This is a genomic window from Pseudarthrobacter oxydans (assembly GCF_030812335.1).
GTDB classification, from domain to species: Bacteria; Actinomycetota; Actinomycetes; order Actinomycetales; family Micrococcaceae; genus Arthrobacter; species Arthrobacter oxydans_B.
Genome location: NZ_JAUSSN010000008.1, coordinates 197,965 through 221,408 on the forward strand (window position 1 = coordinate 197,965; position 23,444 = coordinate 221,408).

25 protein-coding genes are annotated in these 23,444 nt (G+C 67.6%); 7 read left to right on the plus strand and 18 right to left on the minus strand.

Annotated features, from left to right (window positions below; translation table 11 throughout):
* Positions 1 to 3 precede the first annotated feature (3 nt).
* The 4 genes from J2W14_RS14695 to J2W14_RS14710 all read left to right on the plus strand — a co-directional run bounded on the left by J2W14_RS14695 (position 4) and on the right by J2W14_RS14710 (position 4,108).
* Positions 4 to 1,041 carry an amino acid ABC transporter permease gene (locus J2W14_RS14695; protein ID WP_307463833.1) on the plus strand — a complete coding sequence of 346 codons (1,038 nt, stop codon included), beginning with the start codon at positions 4 to 6 and terminating at the stop codon, positions 1,039 to 1,041.
* Positions 1,038 to 1,805 carry an amino acid ABC transporter ATP-binding protein gene (locus J2W14_RS14700; RefSeq protein ID WP_307463835.1) on the plus strand — a complete coding sequence of 256 codons (768 nt, stop codon included), beginning with the start codon at positions 1,038 to 1,040 and terminating at the stop codon, positions 1,803 to 1,805. Before J2W14_RS14695 ends, J2W14_RS14700 begins: the two co-directional genes overlap by 4 nt.
* Positions 1,806 to 1,963: 158 nt before the next feature.
* Entirely contained in the window at positions 1,964 to 2,566 is a 603-nt protein-coding gene (locus J2W14_RS14705; RefSeq protein WP_307463836.1) for a class I SAM-dependent methyltransferase, read from the plus strand.
* A gap of 180 nt (positions 2,567 to 2,746) precedes the next feature.
* Complete coding sequence (locus J2W14_RS14710; RefSeq protein WP_307463838.1) at positions 2,747 to 4,108, plus strand: MFS transporter; 1,362 nt, start codon at positions 2,747 to 2,749, stop codon at positions 4,106 to 4,108.
* On the opposite strand, the gene J2W14_RS14715 is transcribed toward J2W14_RS14710, so the two are convergent.
* The 8 genes from J2W14_RS14715 to J2W14_RS14750 all read right to left on the minus strand — a co-directional run bounded on the left by J2W14_RS14715 (position 4,044) and on the right by J2W14_RS14750 (position 12,100).
* Positions 4,044 to 4,790: a YoaK family protein gene (locus J2W14_RS14715; RefSeq protein WP_307463840.1), complete on the minus strand. Its 747-nt coding sequence runs from the start codon at positions 4,788 to 4,790 to the stop codon at positions 4,044 to 4,046. The two genes, J2W14_RS14710 and J2W14_RS14715, sit on opposite strands and share 65 nt — an antisense overlap.
* Positions 4,783 to 6,021 (minus strand): amidase, encoded by a 1,239-nt coding sequence (locus J2W14_RS14720; RefSeq protein WP_307463842.1) that lies wholly within the window; start codon positions 6,019 to 6,021, stop codon positions 4,783 to 4,785. The genes J2W14_RS14715 and J2W14_RS14720 overlap by 8 nt, the downstream gene beginning before the upstream one ends.
* On the minus strand, positions 6,018 to 7,145 hold the full coding sequence (locus J2W14_RS14725; protein ID WP_370871309.1) for an acetamidase/formamidase family protein: 1,128 nt from the start codon (positions 7,143 to 7,145) through the stop codon (positions 6,018 to 6,020). Before J2W14_RS14725 ends, J2W14_RS14720 begins: the two co-directional genes overlap by 4 nt.
* A 67-nt stretch (positions 7,146 to 7,212) precedes the next feature.
* The gene (locus J2W14_RS14730; protein WP_307463844.1) at positions 7,213 to 7,914 is read right to left on the minus strand and encodes a FadR/GntR family transcriptional regulator; all 702 of its coding nucleotides are present in this window, start codon (positions 7,912 to 7,914) and stop codon (positions 7,213 to 7,215) included.
* 62 nt (positions 7,915 to 7,976) lie between these two features.
* A complete protein-coding gene (locus tag J2W14_RS14735) occupies positions 7,977 to 9,359 on the minus strand; it encodes an MFS transporter (RefSeq protein ID WP_307463846.1) in 1,383 nt (460 codons plus the stop codon).
* A gap of 190 nt (positions 9,360 to 9,549) precedes the next feature.
* Positions 9,550 to 10,602, minus strand: a complete 1,053-nt coding sequence (locus tag J2W14_RS14740; protein ID WP_307463848.1) for a sigma-70 family RNA polymerase sigma factor — start codon at positions 10,600 to 10,602, stop codon at positions 9,550 to 9,552.
* 253 nt (positions 10,603 to 10,855) lie between these two features.
* Positions 10,856 to 11,881 carry an integrase catalytic domain-containing protein gene (locus tag J2W14_RS14745; protein ID WP_307463849.1) on the minus strand — a complete coding sequence of 342 codons (1,026 nt, stop codon included), beginning with the start codon at positions 11,879 to 11,881 and terminating at the stop codon, positions 10,856 to 10,858.
* 24 nt (positions 11,882 to 11,905) lie between these two features.
* On the minus strand, positions 11,906 to 12,100 hold the full coding sequence (locus tag J2W14_RS14750) for a hypothetical protein (RefSeq protein ID WP_307463851.1): 195 nt from the start codon (positions 12,098 to 12,100) through the stop codon (positions 11,906 to 11,908).
* A gap of 305 nt (positions 12,101 to 12,405) precedes the next feature.
* On the opposite strand from J2W14_RS14750, the gene J2W14_RS14755 reads away from it, so the two are divergent.
* Complete coding sequence (locus tag J2W14_RS14755) at positions 12,406 to 12,825, plus strand: ester cyclase (RefSeq protein WP_307463853.1); 420 nt, start codon at positions 12,406 to 12,408, stop codon at positions 12,823 to 12,825.
* 158 nt (positions 12,826 to 12,983) lie between these two features.
* Here J2W14_RS14755 and J2W14_RS14760 read toward each other — a convergent pair whose 3' ends face one another.
* Complete coding sequence (locus J2W14_RS14760; RefSeq protein WP_307463855.1) at positions 12,984 to 13,394, minus strand: hypothetical protein; 411 nt, start codon at positions 13,392 to 13,394, stop codon at positions 12,984 to 12,986.
* 85 nt (positions 13,395 to 13,479) lie between these two features.
* On the opposite strand from J2W14_RS14760, the gene J2W14_RS14765 reads away from it, so the two are divergent.
* Together J2W14_RS14765 and J2W14_RS14770 are read left to right on the plus strand one after the other, a co-directional pair.
* Entirely contained in the window at positions 13,480 to 13,623 is a 144-nt protein-coding gene (locus tag J2W14_RS14765) for a 4-hydroxythreonine-4-phosphate dehydrogenase PdxA (protein ID WP_307463856.1), read from the plus strand.
* A 201-nt stretch (positions 13,624 to 13,824) separates the two neighbouring features.
* A complete protein-coding gene (locus J2W14_RS14770; RefSeq protein WP_307463857.1) occupies positions 13,825 to 14,205 on the plus strand; it encodes a VOC family protein in 381 nt (126 codons plus the stop codon).
* Here J2W14_RS14770 and J2W14_RS14775 read toward each other — a convergent pair whose 3' ends face one another.
* From J2W14_RS14775 to J2W14_RS14815, 9 genes are all read right to left on the minus strand, one after another.
* Positions 14,206 to 15,288 (minus strand): glycerophosphodiester phosphodiesterase family protein, encoded by a 1,083-nt coding sequence (locus J2W14_RS14775; RefSeq protein ID WP_307463859.1) that lies wholly within the window; start codon positions 15,286 to 15,288, stop codon positions 14,206 to 14,208.
* Positions 15,289 to 15,683: 395 nt separating this feature from the next.
* Complete coding sequence (locus J2W14_RS14780; RefSeq protein WP_307463861.1) at positions 15,684 to 16,262, minus strand: cysteine hydrolase family protein; 579 nt, start codon at positions 16,260 to 16,262, stop codon at positions 15,684 to 15,686.
* On the minus strand, positions 16,259 to 16,603 hold the full coding sequence (locus J2W14_RS14785) for a hypothetical protein (RefSeq protein ID WP_307463864.1): 345 nt from the start codon (positions 16,601 to 16,603) through the stop codon (positions 16,259 to 16,261). Before J2W14_RS14785 ends, J2W14_RS14780 begins: the two co-directional genes overlap by 4 nt.
* 97 nt (positions 16,604 to 16,700) lie before the next feature.
* Positions 16,701 to 17,099: a hypothetical protein gene (locus J2W14_RS14790; protein ID WP_307463867.1), complete on the minus strand. Its 399-nt coding sequence runs from the start codon at positions 17,097 to 17,099 to the stop codon at positions 16,701 to 16,703.
* 198 nt (positions 17,100 to 17,297) lie between these two features.
* Positions 17,298 to 17,750 (minus strand): SRPBCC family protein, encoded by a 453-nt coding sequence (locus J2W14_RS14795; RefSeq protein ID WP_307463870.1) that lies wholly within the window; start codon positions 17,748 to 17,750, stop codon positions 17,298 to 17,300.
* 55 nt (positions 17,751 to 17,805) lie between these two features.
* Positions 17,806 to 19,575 carry a RecQ family ATP-dependent DNA helicase gene (locus J2W14_RS14800; RefSeq protein ID WP_307463872.1) on the minus strand — a complete coding sequence of 590 codons (1,770 nt, stop codon included), beginning with the start codon at positions 19,573 to 19,575 and terminating at the stop codon, positions 17,806 to 17,808.
* Between the two features lie 248 nt (positions 19,576 to 19,823).
* Positions 19,824 to 20,969, minus strand: a complete 1,146-nt coding sequence (locus tag J2W14_RS14805; protein ID WP_307463874.1) for a flavin-containing monooxygenase — start codon at positions 20,967 to 20,969, stop codon at positions 19,824 to 19,826.
* A 38-nt stretch (positions 20,970 to 21,007) separates the two neighbouring features.
* Positions 21,008 to 21,316: a hypothetical protein gene (locus J2W14_RS14810; RefSeq protein WP_307463876.1), complete on the minus strand. Its 309-nt coding sequence runs from the start codon at positions 21,314 to 21,316 to the stop codon at positions 21,008 to 21,010.
* 106 nt (positions 21,317 to 21,422) lie between these two features.
* Positions 21,423 to 23,120 (minus strand): helix-turn-helix transcriptional regulator, encoded by a 1,698-nt coding sequence (locus J2W14_RS14815; RefSeq protein WP_307463878.1) that lies wholly within the window; start codon positions 23,118 to 23,120, stop codon positions 21,423 to 21,425.
* Positions 23,121 to 23,444 lie beyond the last annotated feature (324 nt).

Below are 23,444 nucleotides of genomic sequence, written 5' to 3' on the forward strand. Positions count from 1 at the left end.
CAGATGAGCGAGCCCGAATCCGACCGGATGATTGAGTCGGAACCCGGCAGGAGCGGGGCGTCCGGCAGGACGCCCCGGGCCGGACGGGGACGGCACGACGACGACGCGCCGCCGGAAGAGATCGTCGCCATCCCGCTCCGCCACCCCTGGCGGAACGTGGTGGCGGTACTCCTCGTCCTCGGGCTGGCGGTCTTTGTGCTGGACGCCGCCCAGCGCGCGGACTATGGCTGGCCGGACGTGGGAAAGTACATCTTCGACCGGCGGATCAGCCAGGCTGCATGGGTCACGTTGTGGCTGACGGTCTACTCGATGATCGGCGCGATCGTGATCGGCCTGTTGCTGGCCATCATGCGGCTCTCGCCGAACCCGGTGCTGAAGAGCATTGCCTGGCTGTATATCTGGATCTTCCGGGGAACCCCGGTCTACGTGCAGCTGGTGTTCTGGGGCATCGTGTCCCTGATCTATCCGGTGTTCACCCTCGGCATTCCGTTTATGGAGCCGTGGGTCACCATCCCGAATGAGGTCTTCACGAACCTCTTTATCACCGCCGTAATCGGGCTGGCCCTGAACGAAGCCGCGTACATGTCTGAAATCGTGCGCGCCGGGCTCCTGTCCGTGGACCAGGGCCAGGAGGAAGCCTCGACGGCGCTGGCCATGTCCTGGGGCCAGACGATGCGGTATGTCGTGGTTCCGCAGGCGATGAAGATCATCATTCCGCCCACCGGCAATGAGGTGATCTCGATGCTCAAGACCACTTCGCTGGTGGCCGCGATCCCGTTGAGCATTGACCTTTACGGCGTGTCCCGCGGGATTTCCGCGGTGACGTTCACCCCGGTGCCGCTGCTGATTGTGGCGTCCCTCTGGTACCTGCTTTTCACCTCCATCCTGATGGTGGGACAGCACTTCATTGAGAAGCGGTTCTCCCGGGGAACCGGGCGGGTCAAGACGGGCAAGGAACCGGCGACGCCGGGACCGGCAGCGACGGCGGTTCCCGGCGGGCCCACCCCGCCGATCGGCACGGATTTTGGAGGAAAAGGATGACGGACGCGCCGATGGTGCTCGCGGAGCGGGTCTCCAAGAATTTCGGCACCAACAAGGTGCTGCGCGGGATCAGCCTCGAGGTCGACCCCGGCGAGGTGCTCTGCATCGTGGGGCCCAGCGGTTCGGGCAAGTCGACGTTCCTGCGGTGCATCAACCACCTGGAACGGGTTGACGGCGGCAGGCTTTCGGTCGACGGACAGCTGGTGGGCTACCGCCAAAAGGGGGACAAGCTCTACGAGCTGAAGCTCAAGGAAGCAGCGTTCCAGCGCCAGGAAATCGGGATGGTGTTCCAGCGGTTCAACCTGTTTCCGCACCTGACCGCGGTGGAGAACATCATCCTCGCCCCCATGCGCGTGAAGGGTATTTCCAAGGCCAAAGCCACCGCCCGGGCCATGGAACTGCTGGAGCGCGTGGGGCTCGGTGACAAAGGGGACGCCTATCCGGCGCACCTGTCCGGCGGGCAGCAGCAGCGCGTGGCCATCGCCCGTGCGCTGGCCATGGACCCGAAGCTGATGCTCTTCGACGAGCCGACGAGCGCCCTGGACCCCGAACTGGTGGGCGAGGTGCTCGACGTCATGAAGGAACTGGCCAAGAGCGGCATGACCATGATCGTTGTGACCCATGAGATGGGCTTCGCCCGCGAGGTGGCGGACACACTGGTGTTCATGGACGAAGGCGTGGTGGTGGAGGCCGGACCGCCCCGGGAGATCCTGAGCAATCCGCAGCACGACCGGACCAGGACGTTCCTTTCCAAGGTTCTCTGACCCAGGGAGTTGACGGCGGCGGGTCTGGGCCGCCCGGCGCTGGCCTGCTTGGGCCTGGCCTGCCCGGCTCTGGCGGCGGGCCCGGCCCTGGCAGGGGGCCCGCCCGCCTGACACCGGGAGCTGTGGCTTCGCCGCCGTGCGGGTGGAAAAATGAAGTCGTGGAAAGCCTCGCGGACAGCAAGGTCTGGGCTGACTACAACGCGGCCCAGGCGGAGCGTCCCGTGCGCTCCCTCTGCCTGGACGCCATGGCCTTCGCCGGTCCGGGGAACGGCCGCCGTGCCATCGACCTGGGCTGCGGCGCCGGGAAGGAAACGCTGGCGATGCTGCGCGCCGGCTGGCACGTGCACGCCGTCGACTCCCTGCCGGACACCAGCGAACGGCTGCTGGCAATCGCCCCGCCGGACGCGGACGGACGGCTCAGCATCGAGATGCGGGCCTTCCAGGACCTCCGGGCGCTGCCGCTGGCCGGCCTCATCTTCGCCGGCTATTCGCTGCCCTTCATCCACCCGGCCAGGTTCGCCGGCTTCTGGGACGTGGTGCTCGGTGCCCTCCGGCGCCAGGGTGTTCTGGCCGTGAACCTCTTTGGCGACCGCGACTCCTGGGCGGACGTCCCGGAATGGAACTTCCACACCGAAGCCGCGGCGCGGCAGCTCTTCGACGGGCTGGAGATCCTGAAGTTCGAGGTGTACGACGACGACGGGCAGTCGTTCCGCGGCCCCAAGCACTGGCACATCTACGACGTGATCGCCCGCAAGCCGTGATGCGGCCGTCACGGGCAGCAGTCTTTTCCCTCCCCGCAGCGGGAGTTTCCCCGGAATCCCGGGGCTTCCCGGGTCCCTCAGAGCCAAAAGCCTGCCCTGCGTGACGCGTCAGCCGACCGGCCGCGGCGGAATTTGACGTCCGGTTCGATTTTGGCCGGTACCGTGGGACAGACTGTTGCCGTGAGCAACTCTCCCCGGACGGGTCTCGCCGTCGCAGGACTCAGCCTGGGCACGGCCCTGAACCCGCTGAATTCCTCGATGATCGCCGTCGCCTTGGTGGTGCTGCGCGCTGACTTCGGGCTCGACGTCGCCACCGTCACCTGGGTGATCACCTCCTTCTACCTCACCTCCGCGGCGGGCCAGCCGCTCATGGGCCGGCTGGCGGACCGCTTCGGCCCGCGGCGGCTGTTTATGATCGGCATGGCCCTGGTGGCCGTGACCTGCGCCCTGGCCCCCTTCTCGCCAAACTTTGCAGTGCTCTGTGTGGCCCGCGCCTTCATGGCCCTCGGCACGGCCGCCGCCTACCCGAGCGCTGTGGTGATGGTCGGCGCCCTGGCGAAGCAGGCGAACGTGAAGTCCACCCGGCCGCTGGGCCGGATCCAGATGGCCAACACCTCCGCGGCCGCCGTCGGTCCGGTGGTGGGCGGGCTGCTGGTGGGGTTCGTCGGCTGGGAAGCCCTGTTCCTTATCAACGTCCCGCTGGCGTTGGCCGCGATCCTGCTGGTCCGCCGCTTCGCCCCGGCGGACGAGGACCGGGAACGCGGCCGGGTTTCGGAGCTGCTGCGGGACTCGGACATCCCCGGCATCCTGGCTTTCGTCGGCTCCATGGTCCTGGTGATGATGGCGCTGCTCAACGTGTTGCCGGCCTACCGCTGGTGGCTGCTGGGCGCAGGCACCCTGCTAGCGGTGCTCTTCGTGTGGCGCGAGCTGCGTTTCGCCCCGCCGTTCCTGGACCTCCGGCTGCTGGGCAGGAACCGGGCGCTGCTGCTGGTCTATCTGGGGTTCGCCCTGTTCAGCGCCGTCTACTATTTCGCATTCTTCGGCCTGCCGCAGTTGCTGCAGGAAGCCGGCGGCTACGAGCCCGGGGTGGTGGGCCTGCTGATGTTGCCGCTGGCCGCGATGTCGGTGGTGGTGACCCCTTTTGCGGTCCGCGCCATCGACCGGTTCGGGGTCAAGCGGGTGCTGGTCTCCGGCGTCGTTCTACTCATTGTGGCCTCCGCGGCGATGTGGCTGCTGACGGGCTCGTTCGCCATTCCGCTGGTGCTGGCGCTGACCGCATTCCTGGGCGTGCCCTACGGGGTGGCCAGCATCGCCTACAACCAGGGCATGTACCTCTCCACCCGGCCGGAGGAGCGGGGTGTGGCCGCCGGGATCTTCCAAACCTGCCGGTATCTCGGCGCGATCACGGCCACGGTACTGATCGGCATCTTCTACGGCACGGGAGTGAACCAGGCCAACTGGGGGCTGATGGTTTTTGTCATGCTGGGACTCGGCGCGGTGGTGTTGGTGGTGTCGCTGATGTGGCGGGAGCGGCGGGGCTAGGCGTCCCGCGCCGGGCGACGCCACCGGTGATCGCCACTCCCAGGCTCAGCAGCGCCGTCAGCAGGACACCCAGCCCGACGTGGACCTCGAGCAGGGCCGCACCCACCGCGGCGCCCACCAGGATCAGCACTACGGCGCCCAGACGCCGGCCCCAGTGGGCGCCGGTTCCGCCGCCTATACGGGAATCTGCGGCCAGCCCGGTCAACGTTGAAGTCACAACGACAGTGGTGACGTCCTTGACGCTCAGATGCCGGGCAGTCGCCGCCTGGAGACCCATGGCCAGGGCCAGGGCCGCCGTGATGGTCAGGGTGATCGGCGCGCCGGCCTGCGGGGGATAGATGAACAGGACGCCTGCAACGGCGGCCATGACCACTCCGACGGCGGTCAGGAGGGCCGTGGTGCGCCGGCTCCAGCCAGCGGCTTCGGGGCGGAGGATCCTGCCGGCGATGACGGCGCCGACCACAAAGCCCGCCAGGGCAATCGCCGGTCCCAGTACAGGCAGCTCGTCCGCTCCCACGAAGGCCATCCCCAGGATCACGACGTTGCCGGTCATGTTGCCGGTGAAGACACGGTCCAGGCCCAGATAGCCCACGGCATCGATAACGCCGGTGGAAAAGGTCAGGACCAACATGAGGATCAGATGGAGCCGGCCGTGGTCGGAGGATTTCAGGCGGTTAAGCAAGGGAAGCCTTTCGTGGGGAGAGGAGCGACTCGCTGAGGCGGACCGCCAGGACGAGGAGTTCGGCGTCGCGGTGGGCAGGGCCAATGACACTCAGGCCGCAGGGGAGCCCGTCTTCGGTGGACAACGGCAGAGTCACGGCAGGCAGCCCCGCGATTCCGGCGATGCAGCTCAGCTGCATGGTGTCCCTGCGCACCCGCTCGATGACGTCCCCGCCCAGGGCGGCCTCGCTGAGCAGCGGCGCCACGGACGAAACCGTAGGAAGGACCAGCAGGCCGCCGCCCACCACGGCCCGGATCTGCTGCCGGGCGGCCCGGAGCACATCCCGCGCGTCATCGGCTTGCCGTTGCTCAACCATAGACGCGACCCCGAACCGGCTGGCCACGTCGGGGCCGAGGGAGTCCCAATGCCGGCTCACCCACGGGCCGTGCTGCTGCCACGCCTCATGTCCCTGGACGGTCTGGAAGGCAGCGAGCCACACGGGGAGGTCTCCGGTCAGCAGGGTCGTCGCGTCCAGGCTCGGCAGGCCCGGCGTTCCGCCCCAGTCTTTGAGGCAAACCTTCACGGCCCGGCCGACGTCGGGTTCCGCCAAAGCGAGCAGTTCCGGCGCAAAGGCCGCTTCCGCCAGCGGCGCCCCGGTGTCTTGCGGGGGCAACAAGACGTGGCCGACGGCGGCTAGCGTCGCCGCGTCCCGGGCCATCCAGCCGACCGTGTCGAACGAAGGGGCCAGGGGGAGCACCCCGCTGATGGATACCGCGCCGTGGGTGGTGCGGATGCCGAAGAGGCCCTGGTAGGCGGACGGCACCCGGATGGACCCGCCGGTGTCCGTCCCCAGGCCGATGGTGGCCTGGCCCAGCGAGACCGCGCTCGCGGACCCAGACGAGGAGCCGCCACTGATCCGGCTCGGCGCCCGGGGGTTCGGCGGCGTGCCGTAGTGCGCGTTCGTGCCAGCCAGGCTGTACGCGAACTCGTCCGTCCGGGCGATCCCGGCCACCACGGCGCCGGCCGCCAGCAAAGCGGCGGCCGCGGGCGCCGTCCTCGTCTCCACGTCAGCCTCGGCGAGCCATTCCTCGCTGCCGGCCCCGACGCGGAACCCTTCCAGCGCAAACAGGTCCTTGACCGCGACGGACATTCCGGTCAGCGGCCCCGTGCCGGTGGCCTGCAGCAGGGGGCTGCCCTGTTCGCGCCACACGGTCGGATCCGCCGTCGCCGGGGCCTCCGGCACTGCCGTCACGGGAGGAAGTCCTCAACCCGGATGCGGGCGTGGACCCCTTTGACGAGGTCAACGACCTGGGAGATGTTGAAGTCCGTGGCGGCGCTGAGGTAGGCGTAGGCAAGGCTGGGGTCCATGCCGTAGCGGGCCTGGAGCAGCCCGACGGCGGCGCGCACGCAGTTTTGTACGGCGGTGTCGAGGTCCTCGTCCATTCCGGTGGGGACCAGAAACTCCGGGGTCTGCGCCATCGGGCCGGTGAGGACGCCGAAGTTGCGCACGGCCTCATCCTGCGGGACGACGTCGAACCGCAGCTTGACCCGGAGCGAGGCTTCCATGGCGGTCAGCGAGACCTCCCCGTCGCCTTGGGCGAAGTGGGGGTCGCCCACGTAGGCCAGCGCGTCCGGGACCTGGACCGGCAGGTAGAGCGAGCTGCCCGCGGTCAGGAGGTTGATGTCGATGTTGCCGCCGTGCGTGCCGGGCGGCACCGAGTGCGGCCGCTGCGTGCCATCCACGGCGACCCCCATGATGCCCAGGAAAGGCTTGAGCGGGAAGTGCACAGACGGCTCAGCCCCGGGGCGCAGCGGCAGCCAGCCGGACGGGGTGCCGTCCGAGGTGTCGCGGACGGTGGCGAAGGCGCTGTAGGTGTCAGGCCCGAGGGGGAACTCGCCGGCCAGAGATCCCCGGCCGTGGCGGCTGGAGATAACGCCGTAGGGCACCCGGGGTGTGGTCTCCAGCACGGTGATCTTCAGCAGGTCTCCGGGCCGCGCGCCCCTCACGGCGATGGGCCCGGTCACCACGTGGGGACCCAGCCCGCCAGCCAGCCGCTGGACGCCCGAGGCTGCCAGCTCGACGGCGTCCCGCAGGACCATTTCGGCGTCGACCCCGTGGGATCCGAAGAACGCCCGCGGATCCCGGCCCTGATCCTCGAGGATCCCTTCATGGCTGATCGTGTCGATGGTGACGTCGGTACCGGCATCGATGCTGATGACGGGCCTGTCGCCGGCGCAGGGCAGGGACCCCCAGAGCACATTTTCCGTGGCGGAGGGCAGGTAACGGGTTCCGTCCTGGATGCCGTCCCAGGGCTGCAGCGCGCGGGCGGGGGCGGACGGGGTGGCGGGGGCGGGCGGGATCAGAGCGGTGGTCACGGGTTTTCTCCGGTCAGGTGGGGAGCGGCAGGGTCAGTTCAGGTGCGGGACGGGGCACAGGGTTGTCTCATTCATGGCCCCGGATCAGGATGGCGACGTCGGCCAGGTGGTCGCGCATGGCGATGCCCGCGCCGGTCGCGTCCCGGGCTTCGATGGCGGCGAGAATGTGGCGGTGGCCCTCGATCGAGCACCGCCGCCCCTCGAGAGTGGAGTGGGAGCGGAGCCGGACATCGGCGGTCCACGAGTTGGTCAGCGTGAGGACGGTCGCCATCAGCTGGTTCCGGGCGGCCTGGGCCAGGATCGTATGGAACTGGATGTCCAGGCGCAGGGCCTCCTCGGGTGAGAGGTGTTCGTTGGAGCTGTTGAGCACGTCCTGGAGCTGGATCAGGTCCGCCGCGCTGGAGCGCACCGCGGCCAGCTCCGCCACGAGGGGCTCCATGGATCCGCGCAGTTCCGCCACGTCCTGCTGTGCATGGCCGACGCCGGCGAGCCGGGCATAGAGCTCGCTTACCGGCGCCGGCGGTGCAGCAACCAGCGTTCCCCGTCCCTGGGTCCGTTCCAGCAGGTGCTTGCTTTCGAGCTCCTGCAGGGCGGACCGCACCGTGGCCCGCGAGACAGACAGTTGCGCCGCCAGATCGCGCTCGGTGGGGAGTTTGTCCCCGGGGAGCAGGCCCCGGGACGCGATTTCCCGTTCCAGGTAGGCGGCCACTTCCGCGCTCCTCGGGGCGCTGCGCCGGAGGGTGGGGCGGGGGTCTGGACTCGGGGTCACGGTGCGGCCTTTCTGCGGACTGCGGGGTGGGAACGGGGTCGAGGAGGGAACGGCGTCGGGGGCTATTTGGCGAGAGCTGGTTCGTCGGCCGGTCGGGCCGCCGGTTCCAGCTCCGGCACAGCCGCCGGCTGCGTGAAGCAGAATGCGACCGCGCCGATCAGGAGCAGTACGGCGGAGAGGTAGAAGCCGGCTTCGAGGGCGCCGGTGGCATCCGCAAGGGCGCCGGTGATGTAGGGGGCAAAGATGGAGGAGAGCATACCGGCGAAGTTGAAGTAGCCATAGGCCCGGGAGTACATGGACCGCGGGGTGTTTTCCGCCAGGAAGGCGATGAGGATGGGATCGAGAGCGAGCTTTCCGACCAGGCCGTAGACCACGAGGCCAACGATCATGAGGGAGTAGTCACCGGTCATCGGAACCAGAATCTGGCACAGTCCGCCGAGGACGGCCAGGAGAACGATCAGCGGGCGGGTGTTGCGGAGGCGGCGGGCCAGCATGCTCAGCAGGATGGCGCCGGGGATGGAGGCCCAGGGGACCAGCGAGGCGATGATGCCGGTCTGCGAGGGAGCAACGTCGCGGACCTGCTGCAGGTAGGTGGGCAGCCAGGTCAGCATCGAGAAGAAGCCGTAGAGGGAGCAGAAGATCAGCACGTAGGTCAGGAGGTGGTTGCGGGTGAAGAGCGCCTTGTTGGATTCCTTGACCGCCGGAGCCGCCCCGTTCAGTTCCGCCTCGGCGGTCTTGGCGGCCTGGGCCTTGTGCTCGGCGTCGATCGGGGAGAGGTAGTAGTTGATCAGGAAGGCGACGATCAGGGTGGCGGCGCCGAAAATGAGGAAGGTGACGTGCCATTCCAGGCCCAGCGTAAAAGTGAGGTAGCTGGAGCCGATGAAGCCGAGCGAAATGCCCACGGCCATGCCGCTGTTAATCAGCGCGGCGGAGACGCCGCGCCATTTGTCGGAGATGTAGCTGGAGGAGATGCCGTAGACGGGGCTGTAGAAGGTTCCCTCGCCGATCCCGGTGAAGGCGCGCATCAGCAGGAAGACCATGAAGCCGGGGGCGAAGCCGCTGAGGATGGTGCCGATGCCGAAGACCACGTAGCCGGCCACCACGACCTTGACGCGGCCGATCCGGTCGGCGAGGTAGCCGGTGGGGATCTGCATGAGTGCGTAGGTCAGGAAGAAGACGGTGGACATCAGGCCGAGCTGGCCCTTGTTCAGGCCCCACTGTTCCTGGATGACGCTCATGACCGGCGAGAGGATGTTGCGGTCGGCGTACATAAAGACCCAGCCCAGGGAAAACAGGACGGTGACGGCGACCGGTCCTGGCCGTTTTCCGCTGACGGGCAGGAGCCGACGTCGGGTGGCTGGCGGTGTGGTGTCCGCGGCGCCCGGCTTTTCTGCTGTGGAAACGTTCAAGGGATGCTCCTGGAGGCTCTTGGCTGCTTGGTTCATTGGTCGAACCAATTACCAAGCTAGGGGGCAAAATCCTTGAAATTCCGGTTGTTAGGACCAATTAACAGCCGCGAAATTGGGTTTAACATCCCGTTCACATGGGCGTCTCCCGCGTGACTCAAAGGACCATTCAAGTGTCGGTCTCGTTGCGGGACTCGGATGTTCCCCGGCCACCTGGCCTTCATCGCCTTCATGGGCCCTCGCCGCCCCAGTGATACTGCCGCAGGCGGTTGGACCGGGCAGGGTCCTTGAGCTTCTCCATCGCCCCGACCTCGATCTGGCGGATGCGTTCTCGGGTGGTGCCGAAGACCTCCGCCACCGCGTCCAGGGTGTTCGCCCCGCCGCCGGTCAGACCGAAGCGCATCGCAATGACCCGGGCCTCCCGGTCCTCGAGTGTGCCGAGCACGGCATGTAGCTGCGCGTTCAGCTGTTGCTGGAAAAGCGCATCGGTCGCGTCGGGGGCGGACGAATCCCACAGTTGTTCGGCCAGGGCTTCGGTTCCGCCCTTGCCGTCAGGCACCTGAGCGTCCAACGAGCAGACTGGCTGGTCCGAGGCCAGCAGACACACAACCTTCCCGGTCGAACTGCCCGTCAGCCGGCTAATGTCCTCGACGCTGCAGTTGGCCCCTGTCATGGCGGCCGTCCGTTGCGCTAACCGCACTTTCCGCAGCTGGTCGATGACGTGAGTCGGCAGCCGGATGAGTCGTGACTGATCAGCCAGCGCCCGGATGATGGCGCTCCGGATGTGCCACGTGGCGTGGGTGGAGAACTTGAAACCCTTGGTGAAGTCGAACGTGCGCACGGCCCTGTGCAGTCCCAGGTTTCCTTCCTGGATCAGGTCCTCAAAATCGAGGCCGTAGCGGGTGTAGTGCTTTGCGATCGACACGACAAGCCGGAGGTTGGCGTGGAGCAAGGCGTCTTCGGCACGCTTGCCCATGAGGTCGAGGGACCGAAGCTCCCCGCTGTCCTGGCCGGTCCGCGAGGTGCCGTCCGTCAGGAGCTGTTCCGCGAAAATCCCGGCCTCGATCTCCTGCGCCAGGTCCAGTTCCTGCTCGGCGGTGAGCACGTCGTATCGGCCCAGCCGGCGCAGGTAGTCCCCGACGGCGTCGTCGGTGACCCCGCCGGAGGCCGCCAGTAGTTCCGGCCAGCCAGGGTCATTCGGCTCGAACGAATCGGGGACCGAGGCGGCTGCTGGAGGCGCGGAAGGCGTCGTGTCGATTGCCTCGTTTATCCGGTCAGCCATGTCATCCCCTGTTGGACGGTTCAAGCTTGTGAAGGCAGACTACGGGGCCGGTGTGACAAATATCGGGGCGACTACAGTGGCCGCCATGCGAAGGCTCATAGTCCAGCAGCGGGTTACCCCACCGTCCGGGAGCTCAAGGAGCAGAGCGGCAAGGACATCTGGCTGTGGGGGAGGTTGCTGCGCTACGAGATCAAGAAATAGGCGGAAAGTCCGCATGATGAAGAGCCGGCTGAGACCTCCTTGTTGCCTCACGTCAATACCTCCGGGAACGTTGAGTCGTTGCCTCAGATGAAAATCTCCGGCTGCCGTACTGGTTCCACTGCGTGTTTACGGCGGGTTTGGCGGGTGCGGGCTGTTTGGCGGTGGCGGTGGTTTCGAGCCGGCCGGTGAGGGCAAGAATCTGTCGTGAGAGGGCGGCTGGCCGGATCTTCTTGAAGCAGGCATTCATCCGGATCACGGGCATCCGTGCGAGGGCCGGGTCGGCTGCGGCGCGACGGTGCGGGGTCGCGGCCCGGTCATGGGTTTTGCTCACTTTGCCTCCGTGGCGGACCTTGGCGATGAGTTTTTGCTGGGGCAGCAGGTAGCTGGTGAAGATCCGGTCCAGCTCCCAGATCTCGTTGAGCAGCTCCAGTTCCGCAGCGGTGTCATAGCGAAGGTAGCCGACCAGCTCACGGACCGGGGACCAGTTCTTCTGCTCCACGTGGGCGCCGTCGTTCTTGTTGCCTGGACGGGACCGGGTGAAGGTGATGCGGTGCTGGATGCAGAACTCGAAGAGCTCGTTGTTGATGAACTCACTGCCGTTATTCGAGTCGATGCCGATGACGGGAAACGGGAGGACCGCCAGGACGTGCTGCAGGGCCGCGAAGACGTGCTTCTGAGCCTTGTTCGGCACGGACCGGTTCACGGTCCAGCCGGTCGCGATATCCGTGACCGTGAGTGTGAAGCAGAACTGGCCGGCACTGTTGGACCCGTCGTGGCCGACCAGATCGATCTCCACGAAACCCGGTGTCGCGTCGTCCCACTGGGCCCAGGTGCGGACCGGGATCTGGGACTTCAGCAGCGATCCGGGCTTGGTATGGGAGCGGCCATGCGGCAGGAGCTTCGCCCGCTGGCCCGCCAGCCGCCGGTCGATGGTCGCGGCATTCATGCGGGCGAGCAGCGCTGCCTGCCCGTCGGTGATGTCCAGGGCCTTCTCGGCCCGCAGCATCGGCAAGAGATCCGGCAGCATCGGAGCCAGCAGCTTGCCCGCCGGGGCCCGCAGCACCGCCCAGCACAGCACTAGTCCGTCCTGCAGATCAGCCCCCTAGACCGGTGCACGGCCCGGCCTGACGGGCCGTGGCGGCGGCGGATCGAGCGCATGCCGCAACACCGCCCGGGCATGATCCCGGTGCCAGCCGGTCAGCTCGACCAGCTCATCCAGGATCCGCCCCTTCCTGGCCCGGTCGCCCGCCCGGTAGGACTCGGCCAGATGCTTCGTGACAGCCTTGCGCTCACCCATCGTTAATCCCATCCCTCAAGGATGTCCGCGGCCAGCCTTGCCGGACCTTTTCCCACGAGGCAACGTATCCGGCTATGCGGAGTTTTTTTATGAGTCAACTCGACCTCTTGACAGGCTCGGAACACCGGATTACCTTCTGCCTTAACAGGGCATTTCGCCCATTCCACACTGTTTTTTCACAGTCGTTCTCGGCGCTCCGCGCGGGCCCCTGCCGGAATGGAAGCCTCTCGGCGTGGGTTCGTGCGGCGTGCCCGGACAAGGCGCTGGGGGATCCAATTCGGTCTCTCGCCCACAAGGAGTCGGAAATGTCAGAAGAAAAGGTGTTGATAGTGCGGTTCTACAAGGAGGTCATAGAGAGCGGAAACCTCGCCCTCATTGATGAGTTGACGTCAGAGAGCTTCGTGAATCACGAGGAGGGCCTCCCCGGGCAGCCTCCCGGCCGGGAGGGCGTCAAATACTTCGTGAACACAATGCGGTCGGCGTTCCCGGATATCAAGGTCAAGGAGATCACGCCCTCCCTGTCCGCCGGGAACCTGGAGGCATGCCATGTAGTCCTGACGGGCACGCATCGTGGGGAACTGGCCGGCATCCCGCCGACGGGCAAGACGGTGGAATTCGATTGCACCGACATCGTCCGAGTCGAGGACGGCAAGGTAGCCGAGCATTGGGGAACCACGGACAACATGGGCATCATGCGGCAGATCGGCGCCATGGCTATGGCCTGAGAAGAACCGAAGCGTGACGGCGGCCGGAACGACCGCCGCCGGGCACAACGAAGGCTGTCCACGTTCCGAAAGGGAACACAGACAGCCTTTCGCTGCACTGGGTCCAGTTGCCGGTTGCCCGGTCCCCAGTTGCCCGATTGCCCCGTCGCCCCGCTGCGTCAGGCGGCCTGTACGGGAGGGATCTCCACGACCTGGACCGTCACGCCGGACTGCCGGAAAAGTTCAATCTGCTGCGGGTCCGCGCGGTCGTCGGTGACGAGGATCCACGGCGCAGGGAGCTGCACCCACGCATGGAACGGCCGCGTGCCGGCGTCGGGCCCGAAGTCACGGTGGGCGCGCTGCTGGCCGAAAATGCCTACCGGGACTGCCGCCCGGTGGTCATCGGGGACATGTACCGGCTGAACCTGGGCGCGAAGGCCCTGGGCGTCGAGGCCGACATCGTGGAGATCCAGGACGTTGCGGACGCCGTCTTTGGACCGGGACGGATCAACGTGATCGATCCGAAGCTCCTCTCGCCCGAGCTGCCGTGGGGGCAGGAATCCGCCGAGGCCGGCAACGCCGCCTACCACTACATCCGGATCGCCTGCGAGCTCGGCATGAGCGGGGCACGGCCGCGTCAAGGTCCTCGGCATCGAAGCCGGCGTCAACATCACCGTGGGGCTGCCGGTGATCCGCACCTCCGTGGACCACGGCACCGCCTTCGACATCGCGGGCAAGGGCATCGTCGACGTGCGCAGCATGATCGAGGCGCTGCGGCAGGCAGCGGAAATGTCGCCGAGCCTCGTGCTGCAGAAGTAAGAGTCTTCACAAGGGAGGCGGCCACTTAGTGGCCGCCTCTTTCGTTAATGCGGGGCCAGCGGACCAGACAAACGCGGCCAGGGGACCAGGCTTCTTCCAAGCGCGATCACCTGATCCGCTGGAAATTTTCACCCCTGTTTCCGCCGGCCCGAAGCGGTCCATAATGGCCACATCATCTTCGGGACACGGAAGGGAATCATCATGCTCAAGGATTCAAACATCATGGCCGTCCTCCCCGCGAAAGACATCAGCAGGGCGAAGGATTTCTACCGCGACAAGCTGGGAATGGAACCCTCCGAGTCCATGGAGGACGACAGCGTGATGTACCGCTGCGGTAACGGAACGGGCTTCCTCATTTACCAGACCGAGAACGCCGGGACTGCAAAGAACACCCAGATGGGCTGGGAAACGGACAACCTCGAACGCGAGATGGAGGAACTCCGGGGCCGCGGGGTCGCCTTTGAAGACTACGATTTCCCCGGCTTGAAGACGGAGAACGGCGTTGCCACCAGCGATTGGGGCAAGTCCGCCTGGTTCCTGGACAGCGAGGGCAACATTCTCAACATCTCCCAGCGCGCATAATCAGCCCTTGAGCTCATAGGCCTTGGGCAGCTTCAGCCCGCGCTCGTCCATGACGGTGCGCAGGCGGGTGGGGTAATCCGTGATGATGCCGTCCACGCCGAGGTCCATCAGGCGTTGCATGTCCGCCGTGGTGTTCACGGTCCAGGGGATCACCGGCAGGCCGAGCTCGTGGGCCTCCGCGATCATGCCGGGGGTAACGGAGCGGAAGGCGGGGGAGATGACGTCGTAGCCCTGTGCCGCCGCTGCCTTGGCAAGGGATCCGCCGTAGGTGTCGATGTCGATACCGCCGAGGTTGGGGCTGGCGCCGGGCTGGCCGACTGCGAGCCAGGCGTCGCCGCTGGACAGCGCAACGAGCGGCAGCTCCGGGGCGATCTCCTTGGTCAGGTTCAGCGATGACCAGTCGAATGACTGCACCGTGATGCGGTCCGCCATGCCGGAGGCATGGATCTCGGCGACCACGGCCCTGGTCAGCGCCACCATGCCCTCGCCGCCGATCTGGCTGCTTTCCACCTTGGTCTCAATGTTGAAGCGGACCTTCTCGGCGCCGGCGTCGCGCACCAGCTGGAACACGTCCTTGAGCTCGGCGATCCGGTTGCCCTCGATCACGTCCTGCCCGGGGTAGCCCTTGAGCTGGGTGAACCCGCAGTCCAGCGTCTTGATCTGGGCCAGCGAGAGCTCGGCCACCCGGTCACCGACATAGGGGAAGGCAGTGTCGCCCGGCGTGGCCGGCGCCGTGTCCAGGCATTTGTCCGCCTGGATGGTGTCGTCGTGCCAGACAATGACCTTGCCGTCCGACGTCAGGTGGGTGTCCAGCTCCAGGGTGGTCACGCCCAGTTTCAGCGAGTTGGCGAACCCGGCCAGCGATTCCTCGGTCCACTCGCCGCGGCCTCCCCGGTGTGACTGCAGGTCAAAGGAACCGTTGCTCTCGTTGGTCTTGATGCTGGCTTTCGCTGTGGCGGCGGCCGCTCCGGCAGTGTTCGACGACGGCGCGGCGCCGGCTTCGGCGGATGAAGCGGCGACGGCGGGGCCCGCCAGGGCGGCGATGAGCGCGGCGGTGGCCGCGGCAGTCAGGGGTGTGCGCATGGTGATGGTTCCTCCCGGGTGACGGTTGCCGGCGCTGCGCCGGCGACCCGACCACCCTAGGGAGGCGAGATGGACTGCCGCGCCCGGGGAACTGGACCCCGGGTGAACACTTCACTGCGCGTTTGCCCGCGCCAGCTTTACAGCTCGGACCCCGCCTCGATCGCCTCCAGGTCACGGATGGCGTAGCGGCGCTGCTCCCATTCCTCACCGAGAATGGTGTGCAGGCGCGGGAGCGTGCTCTCCGGTTGACCGCGTGCCCAGGGGTTCCTGCGGGCGGCGGACAGGTGTCGTAACCGGCTGTCCCGTACTCCACATTGGGCTGGCGGACGGGGTGGTATGGCTGTTCGATCTCCAGGATGGCCCAAGCCAGCGCTCTCCATCCAGTGCGGGTCAGGTCATGGCGAGGGTTCCTGTCCGTTGAGCGGAGCCATCAGGCGGTCCTTGATCTCCCTGATTGAAAGAACCTGTTGACGGTATTCGCGGCAGAGAATGTCCTGGACGGCAGCTGCTGCCTCGGGGTTCTCCGAAGCCGTCGCCTCGGCGGCGTAGACGACGCGGACGTTGTGACCGAACGCGTCTGCGGCGGTCTGTGCGATGCAGTTGTGTGTGGAGACCCCGACGAGCGCGATCGTGTCGATGTTCCAGTTCCGCAACCGCAGCAACAAATCCGTTCCCAGGAATGCACTGTCCCGTGTCTTTACCATCTGAGGCAGACCCTCGGTCCTGAGCCCGGAGACGAAGTCAGACTGGGACGTTCCCCGAAAAATGAAGCCCTGATCGTCCTCCAGCATGTTCAGGGTCCAGGTCGACTTGTCCTCTTCGTGCTCGGTCTTCACCAGCAGGACCTTCGCGCCGCTCTCCTGCGCCGCGGCGATGATCCCGTTGCACGCCATCGTCACGCTCTCGCGGCAGTTGCTGAGGACGGGATCCTCGAAAAAGGCGTTCTGCATGTCTATGACCAGTACCGCGATCACTTCGGTCCCTCCGAGCGTTGGTCACGGGCGCGCCGAACGGACTTTGACGACGGTCCGCCCCCGCCGCGCCGCCAGACCACGGCTGCCGCACCGATCGCAAGGATCAGCGCTACGGCTATCACATAGGGGGCGTAGTCCACTCGGGTTTCCTTGGCCTCCGGCGGCTCGCCGGTGCCCGGATCCACAGGACCGGGAGGCGTGGCTGTATCGGTAGGGGTGGCCGCGGAGACCGGGCTCACAGCGCTCACGGGAGGCGAGGCTGCGCCGGCCGCAATCCCCGGAATCAGGACTGTCGCGCACAGCACCAAAGCGGCGAGGGCAGTTCTCAGGACAGCAGACATCGGATTCTCCTTGAGTTAAACGAAGGTGTGGACATCGGCCGGCGCCGGCTGGCCGGTCGCCAGGCCGGGGCGGATCTGACCGTCCGGCACGCGACGTTCATGGCACCGCGTTCCGCATGCCTCGGCCCTCATTGACAACAGCGCCCTGCGCCGTCCCCTGCTGGACCTGCCAGTCCCGCACCCCAGCCACAGGATCAGTTTCACTCCCGCCTGAGGGGTGACGTTGCGGCGTTTCCTTTCCCTCGCGCAGCCTGACGCGGGCGGCAGGGACACCTATCAGCGTCGCGTGGCCCCCGTCTTCGGCTTCCAGATCCAGGTGTACCAGCCGGCGTCGGCGCTCTTTTGCCAGGACCGCGAAGCCGGAGCCCGCGATTTTCAGGATCTGCCCCTCCCGGACCTCACGGAGGCTTTGCTCAACAAATAGGTGACCGCCTGCGAATTGCTTACTCATGAAACCGACCCCCTTTGACAGGCTCATCTGGCGGATGTCACTCATCAGTATGCTTACTATATGTGCGCCCGCGCGCCTGTGCCAGATAGTCCGGCAAAGTCCCCATGCCAGCGGGCCAGAGGCAGAATGTATCCCGCGGCAGTGCCTTACCTCCCCCTCGGCCGGCCGAGGGGGAGGTAAGGCACTGGCCCCGGATCCGGCGCGTCCGTGAAGGGCTGCCGGGGCGCCTGACGCGGCCGGTCCCTACGTGCGGCTACCCAACACCGCCTGCAATTTCTCGAACGACTCGGTCCATCCGCTGCGGTGCAGGGCCAGCCGCTCCTCGGTCAGGAAGGGTCCCTGCGAGAGCGCCAGGCGCGTGTCCTCGCCGGTGAGCCCAAGGGAGAGGTCGACGACGGTTTCCTGGTCGTCCGGTGTCGGTTCCTCCCAGCGGAAGGTGTACACCAGGCGCCAGGGAGGATCAATCTCCAGGAACTCCCCGGAGAGGTGGAACGGTTCGCCGTCCGGCGGCGCCATACGGAATCCATAGCGGCCGCCTTCGGTGAGGTTCAGTTCGGCCGCGGGAATCGTGAAACCGTGCGGACCCCACCACTTCACCAGTTCGGTCGATTCGGTCAGCATCCGGAAGACTTCTTCCGGGGGAGCATCGAGCGTGTATTCGAGGTTCAAGACCAGTCCGCCGGTTTCCTCATTCATTGCTCAACTCTGACAGCCTGCGGACGATCACGGAAGGGGACCTCGCACCCGCCTGTCAGGTTGCCAGCGCCAGTAGCTTGCCTTCCGTCACAGCCTGGCGGGACAGCGTTTTGTAGCCCTCCTGCTCGAACAGCACCGTGATCACGTCCTCCTCGTGCCGCATGACCAGGCCCGGCCCCCATTCCTTGTGGATGACGGCGGCCTGGAGCGGGAAAGGATTCCCGTCCGCGGCGGCCATGGCGCCGTCGTCGTAGTCTTTTTCCTGCGCGGAGCCGTCGGCGCAGGTATCGCAGTTGCCGCAGGGCTCGGGGAGGTCCTCGCCGAAGTAGCCCAGCAGGAACTGGCGCCGGCAGCCGTCCGTTTCGGCGTAGCCGCGCATCATCTCAATGCGGGAGCGGTCCACCCGCTGGCGTGCCTCGGCATGTTCGACGGCGCGTTCCACCACCGTTGGCAGCTGCGCGCCCGAGTCCAGCCGGATGCCGTGCTTGCCGGCCCGGACGGCGCGGGTTTCCTGCAGCTGGTTCAGCAAACCGGTGAGCTTCCGCGGGGAGAAGCCGGTCTGCTCCGCAAGGGCCTTTTGCTTCAGGGGTCCGTCCGCGGCGCGCAGGGCCTGCAGGACGGCCAGGAGCGATTCCTCGTCCGGGGCGTGCGTGCCAAAGAACTTGCGCAGGCCCAGGTCCTCGGCCCGGTAGTGAAGGGTAGCCGAGGCGGCTTCACCGTCACGCCCCGAGCGGCCGATCTCTTGGTAGTAGCTGTCCAACGAGTCAGGAATGTCGGCGTGGACGACGAAGCGGACGTTGGGTTTGTCGATACCCATGCCGAAGGCCGTGGTGGCCACGACCACGTCGAGTTCGTCGTCCAGGAACTGCTCGTGGACGCGGTCCCGCTCGCCCTGCTTCCGGCCGGCGTGGTACGCCTCGGCGCGCAGGCCCAGTCCGATGAGCTCGGCGGCGTAGGCCTCTGCGTCCTTGCGGGTGGCGGTGTACAGCAGTCCGGGACCTTTAAGCCCGGACACCTGCTCTGTGACGTCGCGGCGTTTGTCCCGGTCCCTGTGGTGGCGGATCACGTCCAGCCCGATGTTGGGTCGGTCGAAACCGTGGACCAGAACCAGCGGGTCCTTCATGCGCAGGCGCTGCTGGATCTCCTCGCGGACCGGGGGAGAAGCGGTGGCGGTGAGGCCGACGACGGTCGGGTTGCCGAGCTGTCCGCGGACCTCGCCGAGGCGCAGGTAGTCGGGCCGGAAATCGTGGCCCCAGGAGGAGACGCAGTGTGCCTCGTCCACCACGAACAGGGAAACGTCCAGGGCGGCGAGTCGTTCGATGGTGTCGGCCTTCGCGAGCTGTTCGGGGGCGAGGAAGATGAAGACGGCGTCGCCGCGTTCGGCGGCGTCCCAGGCCGCATTCACCTCCGAATCGCTGCGGCCGGAGTTGATGGCCACGGCGGCCTCGCCGCCCAGCGTCTCCAGCAGTCCGTCCAGCTGGTCCCCCTGCAGGGCGATCAGCGGGGAAACCACGACGGCGGGACCGCGGCTCAAACTGCCGGGTTCGGCGCCGTTTCCGGCCGCGTGGTCCTGGTCTCTGCCCTGGCTTTGGTGGAGGTGCAGCGCGGCCACCTGGTAGATGGCGGATTTGCCGTAGCCGGTGGGCATTACGGCAAGGACGTCCCGGCCGTTGACGAGGGCGCGCATTCCGGCGAGCTGGCCGGCGCGGAGGCGGGGGAGCCCGAAGGTGGCGTCTGCGAGCTGGCGGAGGCCGGCGTCGGGATCCTGAGTCGTGCCGGTTTCAGCGGTGTCAGCCGGGCCGGCGGGGCCAAGCGCCTCGGTCATGATGGCAGCTCCGTGGGGTGCGATCCGATGGCCGGGCTGCTTCAGCCGAAGAATCCAGCATAACGCTTTGGCGTTGTCACCGGGAGCCGCCAGGGGTAGGCCTCGGAGCCGCCAGGGGTAGGCCTCGGTGACGCCTGCACGGTGGGCCCTGTCACCTGCCCCTCACTGCCCGTCCAGCCGAGGTTTAGGGGCCGGTGAGCTCCACGCGTTTCCGAGATCTGTCCTGGCCACGGAAGTCTCCCCCTGCCTTATGCCGCCAGCCCGCTCCGGACCTCCGCTGCGGGCTGCGGCGTCCGGGTGGCGGCGAGCCGCTTCGCCAGGTACTTGGCGTCCCGGCCCACGCCGGGGAGGGTCTCCGATGCTTCGGCGAAGATGAGCTCTTTCCCCAGCAGGTACAGGCCCGGCAGGGCATCCACGATCCCGCGGTGCTGCTGCTCCCGCCAGTTCGCGGGCAGCGCCGGGATGTCCAGCCAGGGGTAGGCCTCGGTGAAGCCGGTGCACCAGATGACGTTTGCCACCGAAAGGCGCCGGCCGCCGTCGAGCATTACTTCGCCGTCCTCAACTCCGGTGACCCGAGGCACCAGGTGGACGCCGGCGGCGCCGAGGTCCGCGAGCTTGGTGCGGATCAGCGGCCTGGCCATGGCCCCGATCTTGGGCAGCGCCTTGCGCCCGACCGGGGTGTTGGTGGTCAGCACGTGCAGCCCGGCGAAGCGGATCACCGGGAACACGAAGCGGGCCGCGGCCCGGCCGTGCCGGAACGGGAGCTCGCCGCTCGGCTTGCCGGCCAGCCAGGTTTCGTGCGTGCGGCTGGTCTCCAGTGCTATTTCCGCCCCGGAGTTGCCCACCCCCACCACCAGCACGGAACCGGGCTGGAGCTGGCCCGGGTTCCTGTACTGGTGGGAGTGCAGCTGCACGACGTCGGACGGCAGTTCCGCCGCGAAGCCCGGCGTCCTGGGCAGCTGGCAGGCGCCTGTGGCGAGAACGACGTTCGCCGCCGTCCAGCGCTGCGTCCCGGCCGTGACCTGGAACCGCTGCCCGTCGTGGCTCAGCCGGGTGACGGCCGAGTTGGGCCGGACCGGCAGGTGGAACCGGGAGGCGTAGTCCTCCAGATAGTCCGCCTGTTCGTCCTTGGTGGGGAAGGCGAGGGGATCGCCCGGGAAGGGCCGGCCGGGCAGGCCGTCGTACTTCGCGGGGGTGAACAGGCGCAGCGAGTCCCAGCGGCTGCGCCACGCGTCGCCAACCCGCGTGCCGGCGTCGAGAATGACAAAGTCCCGGTGCTGCTGCGCCAGGTAGTAGCCCAGCGCGAGGCCGGACTGTCCGCCGCCGATGATGACGGTGTCGACGGCGGCAGTGCCGACAGCGCCGCCGGTGTCGGTTGCTGGGGTGGTGTTCATGGTGGTGCCTCCTAGTTGTGGTACGTGCAGTGGAGCGGTTATGAACGCTGTGCCCGCTGCGCCTGCTGTGTAAAGGGGGTGCCCGCAGGTCCGGACCGGAAGCGCAGGTACCAGATGAGCAGGAGCGCGGAGGCGACGACGTAGAAGAAGTGCAGGAGCCAGATCGGTCCCGGCGGGAGGCTGAGGACGTAGACGGAGTGCACTGCGTTGGCGACGTTGCTCAGCGCGAGGTAGCCGAGGCTGTAGGAGTCAAGATCCCTCGTGTGGAGGGCCTTGAGCAGCATCGGCAGGTAGCTCACGGCGAAGAGGCCGGTGGAAACCATTCCTGCGAGCACGTAAACGTTCATGCCATTAACGCTATTTTTCGTCGCCCCGCGGCGAATCGGGCGAATCACCCATTTCCCGCGAGAACTCCGGCGGTGGGGAATGGGTAATTCTATGCAGGGAGGCAGGTCAGGCGAGTCCGTGCTGGTAGGCGTAGGCCGTGACGGCGGCCCGGGAGGTCAGGCCCAGCTTGGTGAAGATGTTGCTCAGGTGCCGGGCCACCGTTTTTTCGCTGATGAACAGCTCGGCCGCGATGGTTCGGTTGCTCAGTCCGGCGGAGACGAGCCGGACCACCTCGGTTTCGCGGGCCGTGAGCGGCCCGGCGTCGGCGGCGTGCTGGGCGTCGTGCCCGGTGGGCGCCGGGGTTGTCCTCGCCGCGGCTGTCCGGGAAGGAGCAGTCCGGGCGTCCGGCGCTGCGGGCAGCGGTTGCTCCAGCCCCGCCAGCGCCGGCGCGGCGCCCAGCTCGGCAAATACTGCCCGGGCCGCCTCGCGTTCCAGCCGGGCGGATTCCTCATCGCCGAGCGCGGCGCACAGCCTGGCCAGGAGGGCGCGGCAGCGGGCTGCTTCGAACGGGGCGTCGAGGCCGAGCCAGCGGGACCACGCGCGGCGGAGCGGGACCAGGGCAGCCGCGGGGTCGCCGTCGTGGAACAGGAGAGCGGCCTCGGACTGCTCGGCGAGGGCGTGCAGCAGGGGCATGTCGACCGCGGCGCACAGTGCGGCCAGCTCCTCCACGGCGGCCCGGGCCGCCGGTGCGTCGCCTGCTGCCAGTTCGATCTCCACCCGGGCAGCGAGCATCCGGCGGCGGTAGGCAGGGTCGATGCCGTCCATGGCCTGCCGGAGCAGGGACTGGGCCTGCTCCGGCCTGCCCTGGGCCAGGCGGAGGAGCGCCAGCCCGGGCTGCGGCGGGAACCCGGTCTCCTGGGCGTGCAGGTAGCAGGCCTCGGCGGCGTCGAAGTCGCCCCGCAGCCGGTGGATTTCGCCTTGTTCGTAGAAGCCGCCGTAGATGGCCATGCGGTCGCCGCGGTAGGCGAAGTCCTGCGCCGTTTTGGCCGCGTCGATCGCCTCGGCCCAGGCACCGTGCAGCCGGTACAGCTCGGCCCGGTGCATCTGGCACTGGCCGCTGAAGGCCACCAGCTTCTGCTGCGCGTCGCACCACCGGTCCAGCGCCCGTGTCCACTCGTGGGCGCGGTGCAGATCGAAGGCCAGGTGGCAGGTTTCGATCACCGCGCAGTAGATGATCCCGGCGGGGACCGGGGAGATTTCCCCGACGGTGACGGCGACCATGGCTTCGTCGAGCAGGGCCAGGCCGGCGTCGAACTCACCCAGCAGGACCTTGGCCTGCCCGAGGCCCAGCGTGCCGAGGGCGGCCGAGTCGGCGTCGCCGCGCGCCCGTCCGAGGTCGGCGGCCCGGGTGAAGGAGGCCGCGGCGGTGGCGCCGTCGCCCTGGTAGAGGGCGGCCAGCCCGACAGGGACGGACAGCAGGCCCTCGAAGGGGCAGGGCTCGGGCAGGTCCTCGACGATCCGGTGGGCGCGGGCGAGCCAGCCGGCGCCGCGGGCCGGTTCGCCCAGCAGGATGAGGTTCAACCCGGTCCAGACGGCGCAGCGGGCGGCGGCGGTGTAGTCGCAGTCGGCGAGGTACTTCAGGTGCGCCCGGGCCAGGATGTCCACTCCCTCGGAGCCCCGGCCGGTGAGGATGACGGAGGTGGCCAGCTGTTCCAGGTCGCCGGCCGGAAGTTCGGCGTCGTGGTCGGCGGCGGTGTACTGCCCGACGGCGTCCGGCCAGCGCCGTTCGGCGTAGGCTTCCCGGCCGTCTGCGAGTGTCGACATCGCGCCTCCCCGTTCCCGGTGGCGGGTCTGAGCCTGTGGGCGCTGCGCGGCACTCCCGGAACAAGTTGTGGGCGGCGCGGCCCGTCATCTACTTTTCAGGCTACCGCCGGGGTTAAAGGGCGGCAAGATGCGGGCCGACGCGTCAACTGGGCGGGCATATAAACCACGACGGCGGCGCGCGGGTGGCGCTCGCCGGCCGCCTCAGGTGTACATCAGGGAGCCGCACGCAAGGCACAGCGATGCCGTCAGGACTCCCGTCCCGACGGCAGGAGTAGAAGGCGCAGAAAGAAGGGCGCCGTCCAGGTCTGCCTTTGACCCGGACGA

What these genes read in the sequence shown, in the direction of transcription:
- J2W14_RS14695 (WP_307463833.1), top strand. Translation starts at nt 4, where the DNA reads ATGAGCGAGCCCGAATCCGACCGGATGATTGAGTCGGAACCCGGCAGG.
- J2W14_RS14700 (WP_307463835.1), top strand. Translation starts at nt 1,038, where the DNA reads ATGACGGACGCGCCGATGGTGCTCGCGGAGCGGGTCTCCAAGAATTTC.
- J2W14_RS14735 (WP_307463846.1), bottom strand. Translation starts at nt 9,359, where the DNA reads ATGAACCAAGCAGCCAAGAGCCTCCAGGAGCATCCCTTGAACGTTTCC.
- J2W14_RS14740 (WP_307463848.1), bottom strand. Translation starts at nt 10,602, where the DNA reads ATGGCTGACCGGATAAACGAGGCAATCGACACGACGCCTTCCGCGCCT.
- J2W14_RS14750 (WP_307463851.1), bottom strand. Translation starts at nt 12,100, where the DNA reads ATGGGTGAGCGCAAGGCTGTCACGAAGCATCTGGCCGAGTCCTACCGG.
- J2W14_RS14755 (WP_307463853.1), top strand. Translation starts at nt 12,406, where the DNA reads ATGTCAGAAGAAAAGGTGTTGATAGTGCGGTTCTACAAGGAGGTCATA.
- J2W14_RS14770 (WP_307463857.1), top strand. Translation starts at nt 13,825, where the DNA reads ATGCTCAAGGATTCAAACATCATGGCCGTCCTCCCCGCGAAAGACATC.
- J2W14_RS14775 (WP_307463859.1), bottom strand. Translation starts at nt 15,288, where the DNA reads ATGCGCACACCCCTGACTGCCGCGGCCACCGCCGCGCTCATCGCCGCC.
- J2W14_RS14785 (WP_307463864.1), bottom strand. Translation starts at nt 16,603, where the DNA reads ATGTCTGCTGTCCTGAGAACTGCCCTCGCCGCTTTGGTGCTGTGCGCG.
- J2W14_RS14790 (WP_307463867.1), bottom strand. Translation starts at nt 17,099, where the DNA reads ATGAGTGACATCCGCCAGATGAGCCTGTCAAAGGGGGTCGGTTTCATG.
- J2W14_RS14795 (WP_307463870.1), bottom strand. Translation starts at nt 17,750, where the DNA reads ATGAATGAGGAAACCGGCGGACTGGTCTTGAACCTCGAATACACGCTC.
- J2W14_RS14800 (WP_307463872.1), bottom strand. Translation starts at nt 19,575, where the DNA reads ATGACCGAGGCGCTTGGCCCCGCCGGCCCGGCTGACACCGCTGAAACC.
- J2W14_RS14805 (WP_307463874.1), bottom strand. Translation starts at nt 20,969, where the DNA reads ATGAACACCACCCCAGCAACCGACACCGGCGGCGCTGTCGGCACTGCC.
- J2W14_RS14810 (WP_307463876.1), bottom strand. Translation starts at nt 21,316, where the DNA reads ATGAACGTTTACGTGCTCGCAGGAATGGTTTCCACCGGCCTCTTCGCC.
- J2W14_RS14815 (WP_307463878.1), bottom strand. Translation starts at nt 23,120, where the DNA reads ATGTCGACACTCGCAGACGGCCGGGAAGCCTACGCCGAACGGCGCTGG.